At 59.4% G+C, this 17,119-nt stretch carries 19 protein-coding genes; 9 read left to right on the top strand and 10 right to left on the bottom strand.

Annotation, left to right across the window (positions count from 1 at the left end):
• Window position 1: 1 nt before the first annotated feature.
• Entirely contained in the window at window positions 2–1,183 is a 1,182-nt protein-coding gene (locus N7U68_RS01375) for a deoxyguanosinetriphosphate triphosphohydrolase (RefSeq protein ID WP_165192508.1), read from the bottom strand.
• Window positions 1,184–1,285: 102 nt separating this feature from the next.
• On the opposite strand from N7U68_RS01375, the gene N7U68_RS01370 reads away from it, so the two are divergent.
• Window positions 1,286–1,609 carry a HesB/IscA family protein gene (locus tag N7U68_RS01370; RefSeq protein ID WP_165192509.1) on the top strand — a complete coding sequence of 108 codons (324 nt, stop codon included), beginning with the start codon at window positions 1,286–1,288 and terminating at the stop codon, window positions 1,607–1,609.
• Window positions 1,610–1,648: 39 nt separating this feature from the next.
• On the opposite strand, the gene N7U68_RS01365 is transcribed toward N7U68_RS01370, so the two are convergent.
• From N7U68_RS01365 to N7U68_RS01355, 3 genes are read right to left on the bottom strand one after another with little or no spacing between them, the layout of a single operon-like run.
• A complete protein-coding gene (locus tag N7U68_RS01365; RefSeq protein ID WP_263047985.1) occupies window positions 1,649–2,578 on the bottom strand; it encodes a DMT family transporter in 930 nt (309 codons plus the stop codon).
• Window positions 2,575–3,651: a DUF6902 family protein gene (locus N7U68_RS01360; protein ID WP_165192511.1), complete on the bottom strand. Its 1,077-nt coding sequence runs from the start codon at window positions 3,649–3,651 to the stop codon at window positions 2,575–2,577. The genes N7U68_RS01365 and N7U68_RS01360 overlap by 4 nt, the downstream gene beginning before the upstream one ends.
• Window positions 3,652–3,701: 50 nt before the next feature.
• On the bottom strand, window positions 3,702–4,169 hold the full coding sequence (locus tag N7U68_RS01355; protein WP_263047984.1) for a DUF6749 family protein: 468 nt from the start codon (window positions 4,167–4,169) through the stop codon (window positions 3,702–3,704).
• 413 nt (window positions 4,170–4,582) lie between these two features.
• Between N7U68_RS01355 and xth the strand changes: the two genes are divergently transcribed.
• From xth to eno, 3 genes are all read left to right on the top strand, one after another.
• Window positions 4,583–5,365 carry an exodeoxyribonuclease III gene (gene xth, locus N7U68_RS01350; RefSeq protein WP_165192513.1) on the top strand — a complete coding sequence of 261 codons (783 nt, stop codon included), beginning with the start codon at window positions 4,583–4,585 and terminating at the stop codon, window positions 5,363–5,365.
• 6 nt (window positions 5,366–5,371) lie between these two features.
• Window positions 5,372–6,256, top strand: a complete 885-nt coding sequence (locus N7U68_RS01345) for a DMT family transporter (RefSeq protein WP_165192514.1) — start codon at window positions 5,372–5,374, stop codon at window positions 6,254–6,256.
• Window positions 6,257–6,334: 78 nt separating this feature from the next.
• Entirely contained in the window at window positions 6,335–7,612 is a 1,278-nt protein-coding gene (gene eno / locus N7U68_RS01340) for a phosphopyruvate hydratase (RefSeq protein ID WP_263047983.1), read from the top strand.
• A 74-nt stretch (window positions 7,613–7,686) separates the two neighbouring features.
• Here the strand turns inward: eno and N7U68_RS01335 are convergent, their stop codons facing one another.
• Complete coding sequence (locus N7U68_RS01335; RefSeq protein ID WP_165192516.1) at window positions 7,687–7,962, bottom strand: YMGG-like glycine zipper-containing protein; 276 nt, start codon at window positions 7,960–7,962, stop codon at window positions 7,687–7,689.
• Between the two features lie 241 nt (window positions 7,963–8,203).
• On the opposite strand from N7U68_RS01335, the gene N7U68_RS01330 reads away from it, so the two are divergent.
• Both N7U68_RS01330 and N7U68_RS01325 read left to right on the top strand, forming a co-directional pair.
• Window positions 8,204–8,623, top strand: a complete 420-nt coding sequence (locus tag N7U68_RS01330) for a cupin domain-containing protein (RefSeq protein WP_263047982.1) — start codon at window positions 8,204–8,206, stop codon at window positions 8,621–8,623.
• A gap of 99 nt (window positions 8,624–8,722) precedes the next feature.
• Complete coding sequence (locus N7U68_RS01325) at window positions 8,723–9,274, top strand: fasciclin domain-containing protein (protein ID WP_165192518.1); 552 nt, start codon at window positions 8,723–8,725, stop codon at window positions 9,272–9,274.
• Window positions 9,275–9,312: 38 nt separating this feature from the next.
• On the opposite strand, the gene pgi is transcribed toward N7U68_RS01325, so the two are convergent.
• The 3 genes from pgi to zwf are packed head-to-tail and all read right to left on the bottom strand — an operon-like array spanning window position 9,313 to window position 13,063.
• Entirely contained in the window at window positions 9,313–10,929 is a 1,617-nt protein-coding gene (pgi, locus tag N7U68_RS01320; protein WP_263047981.1) for a glucose-6-phosphate isomerase, read from the bottom strand.
• An 8-nt stretch (window positions 10,930–10,937) separates the two neighbouring features.
• Complete coding sequence (gene pgl / locus N7U68_RS01315; RefSeq protein WP_165192520.1) at window positions 10,938–11,612, bottom strand: 6-phosphogluconolactonase; 675 nt, start codon at window positions 11,610–11,612, stop codon at window positions 10,938–10,940.
• Window positions 11,609–13,063, bottom strand: coding sequence for a glucose-6-phosphate dehydrogenase (gene zwf, locus N7U68_RS01310; RefSeq protein WP_263047980.1), 1,455 nt, complete (start codon window positions 13,061–13,063; stop codon window positions 11,609–11,611). The genes pgl and zwf overlap by 4 nt, the downstream gene beginning before the upstream one ends.
• Before the next feature lie 138 nt (window positions 13,064–13,201).
• On the opposite strand from zwf, the gene N7U68_RS01305 reads away from it, so the two are divergent.
• The 3 genes from N7U68_RS01305 to N7U68_RS01295 all read left to right on the top strand — a co-directional run bounded on the left by N7U68_RS01305 (window position 13,202) and on the right by N7U68_RS01295 (window position 15,357).
• Window positions 13,202–14,155: a radical SAM protein gene (locus N7U68_RS01305; protein ID WP_263047979.1), complete on the top strand. Its 954-nt coding sequence runs from the start codon at window positions 13,202–13,204 to the stop codon at window positions 14,153–14,155.
• 123 nt (window positions 14,156–14,278) lie between these two features.
• Window positions 14,279–14,959 carry a M48 family metallopeptidase gene (locus tag N7U68_RS01300; protein ID WP_165197623.1) on the top strand — a complete coding sequence of 227 codons (681 nt, stop codon included), beginning with the start codon at window positions 14,279–14,281 and terminating at the stop codon, window positions 14,957–14,959.
• Window positions 14,956–15,357, top strand: coding sequence for a VOC family protein (locus tag N7U68_RS01295; RefSeq protein ID WP_165192523.1), 402 nt, complete (start codon window positions 14,956–14,958; stop codon window positions 15,355–15,357). The genes N7U68_RS01300 and N7U68_RS01295 overlap by 4 nt, the downstream gene beginning before the upstream one ends.
• An 8-nt stretch (window positions 15,358–15,365) precedes the next feature.
• Here N7U68_RS01295 and N7U68_RS01290 read toward each other — a convergent pair whose 3' ends face one another.
• On the bottom strand, window positions 15,366–15,917 hold the full coding sequence (locus tag N7U68_RS01290; RefSeq protein ID WP_165192524.1) for an RSP_2648 family PIN domain-containing protein: 552 nt from the start codon (window positions 15,915–15,917) through the stop codon (window positions 15,366–15,368).
• Window positions 15,914–17,110, bottom strand: coding sequence for an RSP_2647 family RNA methyltransferase (locus N7U68_RS01285; RefSeq protein WP_165192525.1), 1,197 nt, complete (start codon window positions 17,108–17,110; stop codon window positions 15,914–15,916). The genes N7U68_RS01290 and N7U68_RS01285 overlap by 4 nt, the downstream gene beginning before the upstream one ends.
• Between the last annotated feature and the right edge of the window lie 9 nt (window positions 17,111–17,119).

Below are 17,119 nucleotides of genomic sequence, written 5' to 3'. Positions count from 1 at the left end.
GTTATTTATCCCCCCAGGAACCGGCGCCGCCCGGCCCGCCCAAATGCCGAGCGTGCTGCGACAGCGCGAACCGGTCCGTCATCCCGGCAATATAATCACTAACGAGACGCGCCAGCGCCTGCGTTGTTCCGGCTGCCGCCACATCTGTCTGCCAGCGCTGCGGCAAATGGCTGGGACATTCCATGTAAAACGGGAACAGGTCGTTGACGACCTGCGTGACCTGCGCGCGTTTCAACATCACCGACGGCGCGCGGTACATGCGCGTAAAGAGGAAATCCCGTATCTGCTTCAGATCGCGCCACAATTCGTCGGAGAACTTGATTACAGGTCGCCCCAGATGCCGCACCGAAGCTGAGTCTGCCAGATCGGATTCCGCGATCACCGCACGCGAGGTTTCGATCACATCTGCCACCATCACGCCAAAAACGCGGCGTAGCGCCTCGTGTCGTCGTCGGTAGGCATCCAGCCGGGGATAGTTCTGGTCAACCTCGGCATAACAATCACCGATAATCGGCAATTCAGCGATTTCTTCTTCGGTGAACAGCCCCGCGCGCAGCCCATCATGCAGGTCGTGATTGTTGTAGGCGACATCGTCAGACAATGCCGCCACCTGCGCCTCGGCACTGGCGTGGGTATGCAGTTCCAAGTCATGTCGGGCGTTATACTCGGCCAGCGCATAGGGCAGATCGCTCCCCGTCGGAATTATCACCGGACCGTTGTGCTTGGCGATACCTTCCAGCGTGTCCCATGTCAGGTTCAAACCATCGAATTCAGCATAGTGTCGCTCCAGCATCGTCACGATACGGATCGCCTGCGCGTTGTGATCGAACCCGCCATAGGGCGCCATCAGCGCATGCAGCGCATCTTCGCCCGTGTGGCCGAACGGTGTGTGGCCCAGATCATGCGCCAGCGCCACTGCCTCGGTCAGCTCAGGGTTCAGTCCCAGCGCGCCGGTGATCGTTCGCGCAACCTGCGCCACCTCAATGGAATGTGTCAGTCGCGTGCGAAAATAATCGCCCTCATGTTCAACGAACACCTGTGTCTTGTGTTTGAGCCTTCGAAAGGCGCTGGAATGGATGATCCGGTCGCGATCACGCTGATAGCAGGACCGAAACAGGCTCTCTTCTTCTTTCACCAGCCGTCCGCGCGAACGTTCGGGGCTGGCCGCAATACACGCGGTCATCTTCGCTGGTCCTTGTCGCCTGTTCCCATCCCACATATATTGCAATCACAACGGCAGCGAAACCGCTGCTGTCATTTATCGCTGGCACATCAGGAGAGTGCGATGAACCTGCCCCCCAATGTCACCACCCGCGCATTCGAGCGGCTGAACGAGATCGGCGCAGGCGATCAGGGTCAAGCTCTGCGCGTCGCTGTCGAAGGTGGCGGCTGTTCCGGGTTCCAGTATGAGATCAAGCTTGATGCCCCTGCCGCGGATGATCTGATCCTCGAAGGGTTAGGGCAAAAGGTTGTTGTGGACAGCATTTCCCTGCCGTTCCTGACCGGTGCCACGATTGATTTCACAGAAGAACTGATCGGCGCGCGTTTCGTCATCGAGAACCCGAATGCCAGCAGTTCATGCGGATGTGGCACGTCGTTTTCGATGTGACACGAATGTTGGTATCCATCGCCCCCGGCGAATGATCCATCATTCTGCCGGGAACACGCGCGCCTTCTTGGGCAGCCATATCGGGCGAATTTCATTGCGGGCGGCGGCCTGATCATAGATCAACCAGATACCGGCCGTAATGACGATCCCCGCGCCCAGATAGACAAAGCTGCTAGGCGTTTCACCAAAAACCGCAGCCCCCAGCACGACCATCCATACGAATTGCAGGTTCATCAAAGGCGTGATCACATAGGCAGGCAATGCCTTGAACGCAGCGACCAGAACCCAGCGCGCAAAGAACAGGACGGTGGCATAGACCACTGCCCAGCCCAGATCTGCAAGCGCCATGGGCGTATAGACAAACGGTAACACTGCAAGGCTGACCACCATCAGGCCCAGATTGGGATAGAAAACCTGACTCAACAGGTTGTCGTCACGGACCCCGATATAGCGCGAGGCCATCATCGATGCGGTTCCCAACAACACGGCAGCCAACGCCACCAAATGCCCCATCTGTATCGTTTCGAATCCGCCCGGAAAGAGGCAAAGCAATCCGACGACACCCAGCATCAACGCCGCCCATGCCTGAGGGCGCACCGCCTCTCCCAACACAGGGCCGGACAGAAGCGCGGTAAATAGCGGGATCATCGCGATAAAGAGGAACACCTCGGCAAAAGGCAGCAGACGGAACGCGTAGAAAAACGCTACGGCGCCAAACACCGTCGCCGTCACACGGATACCCATCGCGCGCGGGCACTTGGTTCGCATGTCGCGTCGCGCCGGTCCGCGCCGGTTCACCATCATGGCCAGCCCCGCCACCACCGCGCCCGAGAGTGCAAAGAGCTGTGGTGCGGCGTAGGAGGCTGCAAACATCTTGGTGATCGCATCCGCACCCGAAATCAGGAACGTATAGATCGCCGTCAGCGCCACGCCCGTCAACACCACCCCACCGGCCCGCGCGGCGATCATGCCCGCACCTCGCGCAGATTGACCCGCGCGAACCCGGCGAAAAACTGGCCGAAACGGTCGCTTGCACCCTCTGCCGCCACCAGCGCGGCGTGTGCTTCGTGCGACAGGCGCGCAGATACGGTTTCGCGCATCGCCTCCCAGTCACCAGATCGGGTGCGGCCCATGGAGTAGATGCATTCTGACAACTCGCGCAGCGGTCCCGAACGCGGGCGTGTCCTGCGAAAGCTAACCCGTCCTTCGGGCACTTGGGCGGCAAACCCACCCTGCCCGGATTGGGCCATGAACCAGTTCAGCATCAGATATTCGTGGTAATCGTCGCCCAGCGGTGCAGCGGCATCCGCGGTAATGGAAAAACAGCGGGTTTGCTGCGTCAGCCAGATTTCCCACACTTCCGGCGGGGTCTGGCGGGCATGGCGCAATGCGATGCAGATCTCTGCCAGCAGATCGACGTTGAAATCCAAAAATGCCAGAGTGCCTGCAAAAATCAGGCTGTCAATCGCCGCATCGGGCAGGTCAGGATCGCGGCGACCATATTCCGAAAGGTAGAACACGATATGCGTCAACTCATACGCGGCTTTCTTGTTCGGCATCGCGAATGTATCAGAGCGGGATGCGAATTCGCGCAATCTGTCACCTAGGCCTGCGTCCTTGATCAGCGGGTCGATACCGCGCCGGGCGCACAGGCGGCGCGCCTCGCCACGTTGCAAGTCAGATAGTTCGGCTTGGGCCAGCCCCTCGCGGGCCACCCACTCTGCCAGACGCTGACCCTTATCGCCCGCACCTGCCAGATCTTCCAGATCGAGGCAAAGCGAGAGCAAAAAGCGGTAATACTGTGGGAAAAACTCCATCCGGCGTTCGATGTCTTCGTAGAACGCGGCATAAACTTCCAGATCACTCGGAGCGGGACGTGCACCAGTGCATTCCAGAATGTTCAGCGCCTCGGCGTTTTCCTTGAGCCAGAAAACATCATCGCCGCTGCGGCGATGACTGGCAAAGGATCGAAGCAAGGCCGCCTGGCGTGCGGCCTTGCTGCGTTGATGGAACGGGGTATTGAGCGGGACGACGTTTTCCATATCGGTCTTTCCTTCCAGCGTGCGGGCAACTGCCCCGTTCCGATCCACAATCACAGGCTCGAAGTGAACATCTCGACTGCGTCACCGTCTTCGGCATGTGCATCACTGCGCGGGCTCAGGGACGAGGTGAATGCGCCCACTGCTTCGCCGCTCGCTGTCGCCAGCGAAGATGTGAACAGGCTGACAGCATCGCCGGTAGCCGCATCGCCTTCGGCACGGGGTGCCAGCGATGAAGTGAACATTTCCACGGCGTCACCTGTTTGGCTTTCACTGCGGGCCGATGGGCTGAGCGATGAGGTGAACATTTCTGTCGCGTCGCCAGTCCGGGCGTCGCCGCGTGCGGTCGGTGCCAAGGATGAAGTGAACATCTCGGTTGCGTCACCAAGACCCGCATCAGCACCCATCACAGGACCGAGCGAAGAGGTGAACGCCTCGACAGCCGAACCATCATGCAGATTGGCGGTTTCGTCGTAGTTTGTCAGGTTGGCTTCGAATACTTCTTTAAGTTGTGCAGTCATTTTTCAATCTCCCCAGATTGTAGTTGCAGACACGAAAACGATTACACGTTTAAATTGTGTTGCCAAGAGAGTTATGAACAGGGACCGCCCTAAGCCACCGCTACATACCGGACAAATCTACGCTACATCATATTGATTATATTTATTTTTCATTCAAATCACCCAAGGAAAATTTTTTCAACACGACGCTGGAAACAGCAGCGGAGCGCCGCTGGTTTTCAAATAAAATTACTACTTAAACGTGTTTTTCTGTGGATAACTTTTAGCACTCACGTATCACGGCAGCACGAATCAGTGGCGCTCGGCACAATCAACTGAGTTGCGCTAATCCTGATTCGGTCACGCCGCCGCCTGAACGGCTTGCTCTTGTGCTTTCCGTGCGCGATAGAGAAACACGACAGAGAGGTGATCCCATGAAAATCGCGAGCTTTAACATCAATGGGATCAAGGCACGCATTAACGCCCTGCCCGACTGGCTGGATGAAGCCGACGCCGACGTGATTCTGCTGCAGGAAATCAAATCGGTCGACGAGGCATTCCCGCGCGAGATCTTTGAGGATCGCGGTTACATCGTCGAAACCCATGGGCAAAAAGGGTTCAACGGCGTCGCCATCCTGTCAAAGCTGCCGCTGGAAGACGTCACGCGCGGTCTGCCCGGCGATGACAGTGACGAACAGGCCCGCTGGATCGAAGCAACGGTGATAGGTGACCAGCGCCCGGTGCGGGTCTGCGGCCTTTACCTGCCCAACGGCAACCCGACGCCCGGACCGAAATACGATTACAAGCTGGCCTGGATGGAGCGATTGCAGGCCCGCGCACAGGCATTGCTGGCAATCGAAGAACCTTTCCTGATGGCAGGTGACTATAACATCATTCCGCAGGACGAAGATGCCAAGCGCCCCGAAGCGTGGGCAAAGGACGCGCTTGCCCTGCCCCAAAGCCGCGCCGCGTTCCGTCGTATCGTGAACCTTGGTTTCACCGAAGCGTTCCGCGCCCGTACTCAGGGACCGGGCCATTACACGTTCTGGGATTATCAGGCCGGCGCGTGGAATCGGGATGACGGCATCCGCATCGACCATTTCCTGCTTAGCCCGCAATGCGCGGACCTGTTGACCGACTGCCAGATCGACAAGGATATCCGCGCCCGCGACAAGCCGTCGGATCATGTGCCGATCTGGGTCACATTGGACGCATGAATTCAAATGGAATGGCGCGACAACCTGCACGGCGGCGTGCTTATGGTCTTTGCGATGGCGGGTTTCGCTGTCGAGGACTACTTTATCAAATTGCTGTCCGATGCCATGCCGGTAGGGCAATTATTGGCCATGCTGGGTACGGCCGGTGCCCTCATTTTCGGAATTAGCGCACAGGTGCAGGGGCAGTCTGCCTTCTCGCGCGTTGCGTTCTCTAAACCTGTCATGCTGCGCAACGTGGGCGAGCTGATCGCGGCAGTGGGTTATGTCACGGCAATCGCACTTACGTCGTTATCATCAGCGGCGGCGATCCTTCAGGCGACACCGCTCGCGGTCACGCTCGGTGCCGCCCTGTTTATGGGCGCAGCGGTTGGCTGGCGACGCTGGGCCGCGATTCTGATCGGATTCATGGGTGTGCTGATGATTATCCGGCCGGGGCTTGAGGGGTTTGAGCCAGCATCACTTTGGGCTGTCATGGGCGTGGTCGGCCTGGCCATTCGCGATCTGGCCACGCGCGCCGCGCCCGCAAACGTCAGTACGATGCAGATGTCATGTTATGCCTTCGCAATCATGCTGCCGACCGGCCTGTTGATGCTGACACTCAGCGGCGGGGCGGTCACACCGGAACCCCGCGATTGGGCAATCCTCGGCGGCGCGATGGTGTTCGGCGTGGTCGGCTATTACGCCATTGTCGGCGCAATGCGTATCGGCGACGTGGCTGTTGTCACTCCGTTTCGCTACTCAAGGCTGATTTTCGCGCTGCTGTTGGGGATGCTGCTGTTGGGTGAGCGCCCGGATGACTGGACGTTGATCGGTGCCGCGGTGATCATCGCATCCGGTCTATATACCTTCGTGCGCGAACGTCGTCTGGCCCGGCGCCAGAAAACAGGCTGAGACAATCGGGCCCTTTCCCTTTTGCCCGCAACTTTGCTAGGGGACATGCAAACCATTTCTGCCAAGAGGGGCACGCCCATGAGCACGATCATCGACATTCACGCACGCGAAATTCTGGACAGCCGTGGCAATCCGACAATTGAGGTCGATGTGATCCTCGAGGACGGCACCATTGGGCGAGCCGCCGTCCCCTCTGGCGCATCCACCGGCGCGCATGAGGCTGTCGAGCGCCGCGATGGTGACAAAGACCGCTATTTGGGCAAAGGCGTCCTCGAGGCCGTAGCCTCGGTCAACGGTGAGATCGCCGATGCGCTTGTCGGAATGGACGCGACAGAACAGGTCGCCATCGACATGAGCATGATCGAACTTGACGGCACTGCGAACAAAGCACGCCTCGGCGCCAATGCGATCCTTGGCGTCAGCCTCGCCGTGGCCAAGGCGGCAGCGGATTACACCGGTCAGCCGCTCTTTCGCTATATTGGGGGCACGTCAGCGCGGCTGTTACCCGTGCCGATGATGAACATTATCAATGGCGGCGAACACGCTGATAATCCTATTGATATTCAAGAATTTATGATCATGCCGGTGAGTGCGGACAACATCCGCGACGCCATCCGTATGGGCGCAGAGGTATTCCACACGCTGAAAAAAGAGCTGACCGCTGCGGGTCTCAGCACCGGGATCGGCGACGAAGGTGGCTTTGCGCCCAACATCGCATCCACCCGCGAAGCACTGGATTTCATCCTGCGCAGCATCGAAAAAGCCGGTTACAAACCCGGCGAGGACATCTATCTGGCGCTGGATTGTGCAGCGACGGAATACTTCAAAGAAGGCAAGTATGTTCTTGCAGGTGAGGGGGAATCCCTAACCTCCGAAGAAAACTCCAACTATCTGGCGTCCCTTGTTGCAGATTATCCGATCATCTCGATCGAGGATGGCATGGCCGAGGATGACTGGGACGGATGGATCGCGCTGACCAAGGCCATCGGAGACAAGGTGCAACTGGTCGGTGACGACCTATTTGTGACCAACCCTACCCGTCTGGCTGAAGGGATCGCCAATGGTGCCGCCAACTCTATGTTGGTCAAGGTCAACCAGATCGGCACCCTGACCGAAACGCTGAAAGCCGTTGATATGGCCCACCGTGCGCGCATGACCAACGTCATGTCACACCGGTCGGGTGAAACCGAGGATGCCACGATCGCCGATCTCGCTGTCGCGACCAATTGCGGACAGATCAAGACCGGAAGCCTCGCCCGGTCCGACCGGTTGGCCAAGTATAACCAACTGATTCGCATTGAGGAATTGCTGGGTGAAACGGCGGAATATGCCGGACGCAGTATCCTACGTAAGTGACATCAGGTGCTTCGAATGAATTAAGGCGCGGCAGTGATGCCGCGCCTTTTCTGTACGATGCTTAGAAAATCATCCTACGGGCAAGGTGCCTCGTAATAGGTGCCGTCGCCGCGCGCATAAGCACAGACCTTCGCCTGCTGGTTCTGCGCGACGACTGTACCGGCGGCTGCCCCCGCGAGCGCAGAGATCAGACGCCAGTCATCGTCCGCACCCAGTGCCTCGGCGGTGATCAACCCGGCGGCTGCACCGCCTGCCACACCGGCAACAGTGCGTTGTTCCGACGTCATCGTATCACAGGCCGAAAGGCCAAGAATGGCGGCAGCTGCTGCCGTATATGTCCAGTATCTCATTTGATGCTCCTCACTACATTGGGTGCGTTGCTGCGCGCACGGGGTCACCCCGGTCGCGTCGCGTGCTATATAAGAAGACGACGCCTCACCCCGAAGAATGGTTCCCAAAAAATGTGATGCCGCCCACTGCCTACGCGCTTTTCCGCGCAATTGTCCCGTTTCGGTCAGATTCATGCCCGTTGCCTTTGCAAAGCCAAAGCCGCAAGGTCGCAATGCACCATCATTCGACAGACAAATCACCATGACCCCTGATCAGATTATTGCGTATCTCGATCTCAGCCCGCACCCAGAGGGCGGGTATTTTCGTGAAACATGGCGCGCGGGCGGCTCGGGTCGCGCGACGGGCACTGCGATCTACTTTTTGCTGCGCGGCGGTGAAGACAATCATTGGCACAAGGTGGACGCGGTCGAGATATGGCATTTTTACGCGGGTGCACCGCTGGTTCTGACGCTTGCGGCAGACGCAGATGGCCCCGCAACAGAGCAAACTCTTGGTCCCAACCTGTCCGCTGGAGAGGTCCCACAGGTCATCGTGCCGACTGGGCACTGGCAAAAGGCCCGCTCGACCGGCGCGTTCACGCTTGTGGGCTGCACAGTCTCACCCGGTTTTGAATTCGATGGCTTTACGCTGGCCCCACCGGATTTCGACATTCCGCATTAAATAGCGGAAATATTTCCCGCCGTTGAAACTCTTGGAGCGCCATCCGCGTGTCTACCCCCATGAAGCCCGAAAAAAGGGCAAAACATGGAGGATAACCAAATGACACATAAACGTTTTATCGCGCTCACCTGCGCTGCTGCATTGACCGCCACGACCGCGCTGGCCGCTAACCCCGATGTCGGCGGCGCGCCGATGTTTGAAAACAAGACAATCGTGGAAAACGCCGTAAACTCGGCGGATCACACCACCCTTGTTGCCGCCGTCAAAGCCGCTGGCCTCGTGGACACGCTCAACTCCGACGGCCCGTTCACAGTCTTTGCACCCGTCAATTCAGCCTTTGCCGCCCTGCCAGAGGGCACGGTCGATACATTGCTGAAGCCTGAGAACAAGGAAATGCTGCAAAAGGTCCTGACCGCCCATGTGGTTGCCGGGGACTGGTCAGCAGAACAGATCGCCGCCGCGGCCCGCAAGAGCAGTGATGGTTTCTATCACTTCAACGCGGTTTCAGGCGATGCCCTGTCAGCACAAGTCAAAGGTGGCAATGTCTACATCTACGACGAATCCGGCAACGCCGCCCGCGTGACGATTTCTGATGTGGATCAGTCAAACGGCGTGATCCACGTCGTCAACAGCGTGCTCGTGCCCAAGTAACTCCGCAGACACCCGGGGCGCCCCCGAATGCTCCGGGCTCAGAGGGCGGATTGATCAGTATTGGATTGCACAAAGCTAAGAAGCTGCCTGGTTGATCCGTCCTTGCCTTTGGCCGACGCCTGCCCTTCCAGAACTGGCTGCAACGCCTTGGCCAGTTCTTTACCCAACTCGACCCCCCACTGATCGAATGAGTTGATCCCCAAAATAACACCCTCGACAAACACGCGATGCTCATAGAGCGCGATGATCTGGCCCAAACGCTTGGGCGTTAGCCGGTCGTAAACCAGTGTTGTCGATGGACGATTGCCAGCAAAGACCCGATGCCGTGCTTGTCGCTCCAGATCATCCCCCTCGAACCCTGCTGCCGCCATCAGTGCCCGCGCGTCCTTCAGGCTGCGCCCCCGCATCAACGCCTCTGATTGCGCCAGACAATTGGCCACCAATAACCTGTGGTGATGCGTCAGTTCTGGTTCGTGCCCTTCTGCCGCGACCATGAATTCACACGGAACAATCTGCGTTCCCTGATGGATAAGTTGATAAAACGCATGCTGCCCATTCGTCCCCGGCTCGCCCCAGACGACGGGACCACTGGGACCGGTCAGCGCGGCACCATCCATCGCCACGCTTTTGCCGTTCGATTCCATCTCCAATTGCTGCAAATAGGCTGGCAGGCGGCCTAAACGCTGATCATAGGGCAGTACCGCGCGTGTCGGATAGCCGCAGACCTGATGATGCCACAGCCCCACCAAAGCCAGCTGAACCGGCATATTGTCCGCGAGTGGGGCCGTTTTGAAATGGCGATCCATCATCTCGCCGCCGCTCAGGAAGTCCTCGAACCGCTCTGCCCCGATCGCCAGCATCAACGACAGCCCAATCGGCCCCCAGATCGAATACCGCCCACCGACCCAATCGCCAAAGCCGAACACACGTTCGGGCGGAATCCCGAACTCGGCAGTTCTGTCCAAAGCAGAAGAGAGCGCCACGAATTGATCGCCCGGCGTGTCGACGCCGCGTGCCATCCAGTCAAGTGCCGTGCGCGCGTTCGTCATCGTTTCGATGGTGGTAAACGTCTTGGATGCGATGATTACCAGTGTGCGCCCCGGATCAAGGTCCGTCAGCGCGCCAGATATATCTGCACCATCCACATTCGACACGAAATGACACCGTGGCCCATCATGGTACGGGCCCAGCGCGCGGGCGGTCATTTCCGGCCCCAGATGCGACCCGCCAATACCGATGTTGACCACATCCGTGATCGGCCCGCCCGCCCCGGCAAAGGCACCGCTCCGCACCTCTTCGGCAAAACACCGCATGCGCGCCAGTGTCTCGCGTATGCCCGGCATCACATCCACGCCGCGCACCTTAACTGCGCCGCCTGACTGATTGCGCAGCGCCGTGTGAAGCACCGCCCGCCCTTCGGTTTCATTGATCGCATCACCACAGAACATGGCATCGCGACGCGAAACGAGACCGCGAGCCTCTGCCAGATCAATCAGCGCGGCGTGACCATCCGCGTCAATCAGCGTCTTGGAGTAGTCAAAGAGCAACCCATCGCTGAGGACAGAATACTTCTCGGCGCGTGTCTGATCATCAAAGAGCGATAGAATATCTCTGTTTTGCTGCCCGTCATGTAGTGATTTCAGTCTATCCCACATATGCACCCCTATTCCGGCGCCCAATGTACCGTCAGGTCATCCATCACGGCCGCCACCGGGGCGACCTCAGGCGATTGCCCCCGCGCGCGTTCCAGTGCCGCCTTCTTGGCATCGCCGATTATGATCAGATGCTTGGACATGGCGTCATTCAGAACACGCGCCGACAGGCTGACCCGTGGCTCCGGCTCTCCTGCGACATTCAGCGGCACCAGAACCGGCGCGCCGGGTTCCAGCGCGAGTGCCAGATTGTCAGCGCGTGGAAACAGGGATGCGGTGTGCATATCTGCCCCCATACCCAGCAACAGGACCGATATCGGCAGGCTCGCGCCCATCGCCTCGGCCAGATCACCTACTGCATCCTCGGGGGTGCGGTCGCGGGCATACATCGGCAACAGGCGCGCCGACGCCGCCTCTTCTACCAACAGTCGCTCTCGGATCAGCCGCGCGTTGGAGCGGATATGCGCTTCGGGTCGCCAGCGTTCATCGCTGGGCAGAACATCCACCCGTTCCCATTCCAGACGCGCGCCGCACAGATCGTCAAATACCGGTCCCGGTGTCGTACCCCCCGGTACCACCAGCAGAACGCGGTCACGCTGTCGCAGCGCCGCGCGCAATTCGCTCGCCATCATATCGGCGAGGGCCATCGCCATCATTTCGCTGTCAGCATATTCGACAAGTTTCATGGCTTAATCTCCCGCCAGCGCCGTCCATCTTTGTGCATCAGTCGCAGCGCATCGTCTGGCCCCGAGCTGCCCGAAGCATACAGGATCGGATCGCTCTCGACCTCCTGCCATGCGTCGATAATCGGGTCGACCCATGCCCACGCCGCTTCCACCTCGTCGCCGCGCATGAACAATGTCTGATCACCGCGCACCACATCCATGATCAGCCGTTCATAAGCATCAGGAAAGTCAGCACTATCCGGTCCCAAGGCCTCGGCGAAACTCATATCCAGCGGCACATCCACCAAACGCATGCCGCCCGGCCCCGGTTCCTTGATCGTCACACCCAGCTCAATCCCTTCGTTCGGTTGCAACCGGATCGTCAGGATATTGCGGTGACGCCCTGCATCTGCGCCAAAAATGGAATGCGGCGCGTCCTTGAACACCACAGCAATTTCGCTGGCCCGCGCGCGTAGCCGTTTGCCCGTGCGGATGTAAAACGGCGTACCCGCCCAACGCCAGTTGCCAATACGCGCTTTGAGCGCCACAAAACTTTCCGTGCGCGTATCGCGGTTCTCGACCTGATTGCGATACCCCGGCAACTCGCCGGTTCCCTCGTACTGCCCGCGCACGACATCTTCGGCATCGACCGGCTCCAACGCGCGTATCACCTTCAGCTTTTCGTCGCGCACGGCCGCTGGGTCGAATTTGGCAGGTGGCTCCATCGCAATGAGACACAGCAGCTGCATAAGGTGGTTCTGCATCATGTCCCGCATCGCGCCGGACTTGTCGTAATATCCGCCGCGTGTGCCCACCCCGACCGACTCGGCCACCGTAATCTGGATGTGATCGACATATTGCGCATTCCACAACGGCTCGAACAAGGTGTTGCCAAACCGGATCGCCATCAGGTTCTGGACCGTCTCCTTGCCCAGATAATGATCAATCCGGTAAATCTGGCTTTCATCAAAATGCTTGGCCAACCCCTTGTTCAATGCTTGTGCCGAAGCGAGATCGCGGCCAAACGGCTTTTCCACAACGATCCGGCTGTCGGGGCCCGCGATTTCATAGGCATGCAAACGCTCGGCCAGATCACCAAAGAGTCCTGGCCCGACCGAGAAATAAAACGCCTGAATTGGCCCGTCGCGCATCGCGGCTTTCATTGCCTGCCAGCCAGTGTCACCGCGCGCATCCAAAGTGATGTAACTCAGTTGCTCCAGAAACCCGTCCAGACTCTCTGCCGCGCATTCCTCATTGTCATCGAACTCTGTAATCGCCTCGCGTGCGAACTCGCGGTAGGCGGCGCTGTCCATCTCGGTGCGCGCTGCGCCGACGACACGCGCGTCGGTGCCCATCTGCCCGGCACAGAACCGCCGAAAAAGCGCGGGCAGAATCTTGCGCCGGGCCAAATCGCCCGTTCCGCCGAAAATCACTAGGTCAAACGGATCCACCGGTATGACACGCGATACCATCGCAAAAACTCCCTTTGCATATCTGCAAGAGTAACAGCCCCGCCCCGGTTCACAACTGTGTCAGAACCCGGAGCGGTGGCTTTTCTTGCAACAAAGGACCGGGTAGTGGGGAAAGGCAATGAATAATCGGATGCTACTATGAAAGATGTCGCCGCAGGCCCGGTCAACGCGGGCAAGTTTCAGGATCCGAACCAGACCGCCCAAGGCACGGCGCGCGCGCATGTCGCGTTGACCCATCCAGAGACGCTGTGGTTCAACACTGGCACATTGTGCAACATCACCTGCGCCAACTGCTATATCGAAAGCTCTCCCAGTAACGACCGGCTGGTGTACATCACCGAAGCAGAAGTGTCCGATTATCTGGACCAGATCGAGGACCGCGACTGGCCCGTGAAGGAAATCGCCTTTACCGGCGGCGAGCCATTTATGAACCCCGAAATGATCGCCATGAGCCGCGCCGCTTTGGAACGCGGCTATAGCGTGCTGATCCTGACCAACGCCATGCGCCCGATGATGCGCAAGTCGGTGAAATCCGGCATCGCCGAACTGGTCCGCGACTACGGCGATAAACTGACGCTGCGCATTTCGGTTGATCACTGGTCGCAGGATCTGCACGACAAGGAACGCGGCAGCGGCGCATTTGCCCGCACGCTGGAGGGCATGAACTGGCTGAAACAGATCGGGGGTCGCATGGCCGTCGCCGGGCGCACTGTCTGGGGGGAAACCGAAACTGCATCTCGCGCGGGATATGCGGCATTATATGCTGAACATGGGTTTGAAATCGACGCCAACGATCCCGGAATGACTGTCCTGTTCCCTGAAATGGACGAAGCGGTTGAGGTTCCCGAAATCACCACGAAATGTTGGGACATTCTGGGTAAATCGCCCGACACCGTGATGTGTTCATCCTCACGTATGGTGGTGAAACGTCGCGGTGCGGATCGCCCTGCGGTGCTCGCCTGTACGCTTTTGCCGTATGAGCCCGAGTTTGAATTAGGTAACACCTTGGCCGAAGCGGAGCGTGACGTATCTCTCAACCATCCGCACTGCGCAAAATTCTGCGTGTTGGGCGGGGCCAGTTGTTCGACATAGCGCCACCCCGGCACCAACTGACCTACAGCGCGGCGGCGCCGTGCCGCTATAATGGCTCACAGCCTGAACCAAACACAGTCCGCAGGGCTGGATGAGGCGAACCCGCAGGCCTATATATTGCCTATGTTAAAGTTTACGCCCATCCTGCTCGCAGTGGCCTATGCGTTCGTTATGTACCGTTTCTCGGTCTGGCGTACGACGCAAGAGTTAAACCGCCTCTCATCCGAGTTAGCAGACCCGATCCTGAAACACATGACGGATCGGCTTGCCGCGGCGCTCGATCTGCCGCGCATCCGCGTGCATATCTACGAGATCGACCCGGTCAACGGCCTCGCCGCACCAGATGGGCGCATCTTCATCACTCGGGGGTTTTACCGAAAATTCCAGTCGGGCGAGGTCAACGCGGATGAGTTGGCATCGGTGATCGCCCATGAATTGGGCCATGTGGCGTTGGGGCATTCACGCCGCCGGATGATCGATTTCTCTGGCCAGAACGCCTTGCGCACCGCGCTGGCGATGGTGTTGGGCCGGTTCATTCCCTTCATCGGCCCGTGGATCGCCGGCGCGCTAACGTCTTTGTTGGCGGCCAGACTATCGCGCAGCGACGAATACGAGGCGGATGAATACGCCGCCGCCCTACTGACCAAGGCCGGGATTGGGACAGAGCCGCAGAAGTCACTCTTTCGCAAACTTGAAAAGCTGACACAGGCCCGTGCCGGGGCTGCGCCCGCATGGCTGATGAGCCACCCCAAGACCGAAGAACGCATCGGTGCCATCGAGAAACTGGAGGCGAAATGGGGATGAAGCCGCCACAGGTCAGCGCGCTCGACCATCTCGTGTTGACCGTTCGCGATATTCACGCAGCGGCAGCGTTTTACACCCAAATCCTCGGCATGCGACACGAGGCATTTACCGGGGCAGATGGTAGCACACGCACGGCGCTCTATTTTGGGGCGCAAAAGATCAATCTGCACAGTGCGGCGGCCCCTTTTTCCCCACATGCAGCAACACCCCTGCCCGGCAGCGCCGATCTGTGTTTTCTGACCGAAACACCACTGGACGCGTGGCAGGCCCACCTGTCGACACATGGTATTCAGATCGAAGCCGGGCCAGTGCCGCGTTCTGGTGCAACGGTGCCGATCATCTCGCTCTACATTCGCGACCCGGATGAAAACCTGATCGAAATTGCATTGCCCGCGTAGGCTGAGCTTCACCCCGGCACGCCGCCCACTGCCTTGGCCAACCGCGGCAATCGCGCCTTTTTCAACAGCGCGCGCATCTCCCAGGCCTTACCGCTCAGACGGTTCGCCTCTGCCAGAACTTCCTTCGCCACACCCGTGACCACCTCTGGCTGCGCTTGCCAGATACCATGCAGGAACGCGTCTGGATCGCTGCGCGTCAGACCCTCTTCGGCCAGTACATTGCGCGGAAAATCCTTGGCGTTCAGCGTTACGATCATGTCTGCCGACCCTGCGATTGCAGCGGCCAGAACGTGAATATCTGCCGGATCGGGCAGCCACAGCCGCCCCTCCAGAGATGGCGAAGCAATCACTTCGGCATCTGGCCACGCTACACGCAACAGCGCCGCCTCGGCCCCCGCCTGAGCGACACCCTCTGGTCCCAGCTTGACCGACGCACGCTGCCATTCTTCGATAATTCGGGCCGACCATAGCGGCGTGAACGCGCCCTGCCGGGCGACCCCTAGCAACATTTGTCGCATCACCGTTGGATAAATCACGCAAGTGTCCAGCAACACCTTCATAGACGAAAGAACAACGCCTTGAGATACCCGCTTTCGGCCAACATAGGGTGCATTGGATGATCCGGTCCCGCTTGGCCAGTGTGAATCAATTGCGCCTGTCCTCCTGCGCGTCCGATTCCGCGCAGACACGCGGCACGGAAAGCCGTCAAATCGACGGCATGACTGCATGAGCATAGCCCCAGATACCCACCCGGCGCGACCAATGGCACCGCCAGACGCGCCACACGCTCATAGGCGCGCAGCCCGGCCTCCAACGCCTTTTTTGACGGGGCAAAGGCTGGCGGGTCGCAGATTACCATGTCAAATGTCACCCCCTCGTCGGCCAAGGACGTCAGTACCGCAAACGCATCGCCTTTGCGCGTCTCGAAACGGGATTCGGCCCCCATCGACGCCGCCCCACCCTTGGCCAGCATGAGCGCGGGCTCTGACCCGTCGACAGCCAAAGCAGAAGCCGCGCCATGCGCCAACGCGGCCAGACCAAAACCACCAACATGCGAAAACACGTCCAGAACCCGCGCACCCTGTGCCAGCGACGCCGCAAAAGCGTGATTGGGCCGCTGATCATAAAACAGTCCGGTCTTCTGCCCGCCGGTCAAGTCGGCCATATATGTCGCGCCATTCATCGGCACTGGCACCGGTGCGTCAGGGGCGGCACCGATCAGAACAGCGCCAACGTCATCCAGCCCCTCTAACCCGCGTGCACGACCGCCTGCATTTTTCAGCACATGCGCGCAGCCGGTCACTTCGGACAGAACATCAGCCAGATCGGTCAATTGCGCCTCGGCCCATGCGGCATTGGGCTGGATCACGCAGGTGTCTCCAAAACGGTCGATGACGACACCCGGCATTCCATCCCCTTCGGCATGGATTAAACGGTAGTATGGCGCATCATAGAGCCGTGCACGCATTTCCAGCGCGCGGGTCAGCCGAACCCGCAGCCAATCGCGGTCGACGACTGCGGACGGGTCACGGTCCAATACCCGCGCCATGATGCGCGACGCAGGGTTAACCGCCACCACCGCCAGCGCCCGGCGGTTCGCATCCTCCAAAACGGCGATGCTGCCCGGAGCCAACGCCTTGGTGCGCCGGTCGGTGACCAGTTCGTTGTCATAAACCCAAGGAAAGCCGCGCAGGATGCCGCGCGGCGAGGTTTTGGGTTTCAGGCGGATCACAGGCAAAGGGGACGGCATCATGCCGTCCCC

The organism is Roseovarius pelagicus (assembly GCF_025639885.1).
GTDB lineage: Bacteria > Pseudomonadota > Alphaproteobacteria > Rhodobacterales > Rhodobacteraceae > Roseovarius > Roseovarius pelagicus.
This window is presented reverse-complemented; position numbering and strand designations above follow the sequence as displayed.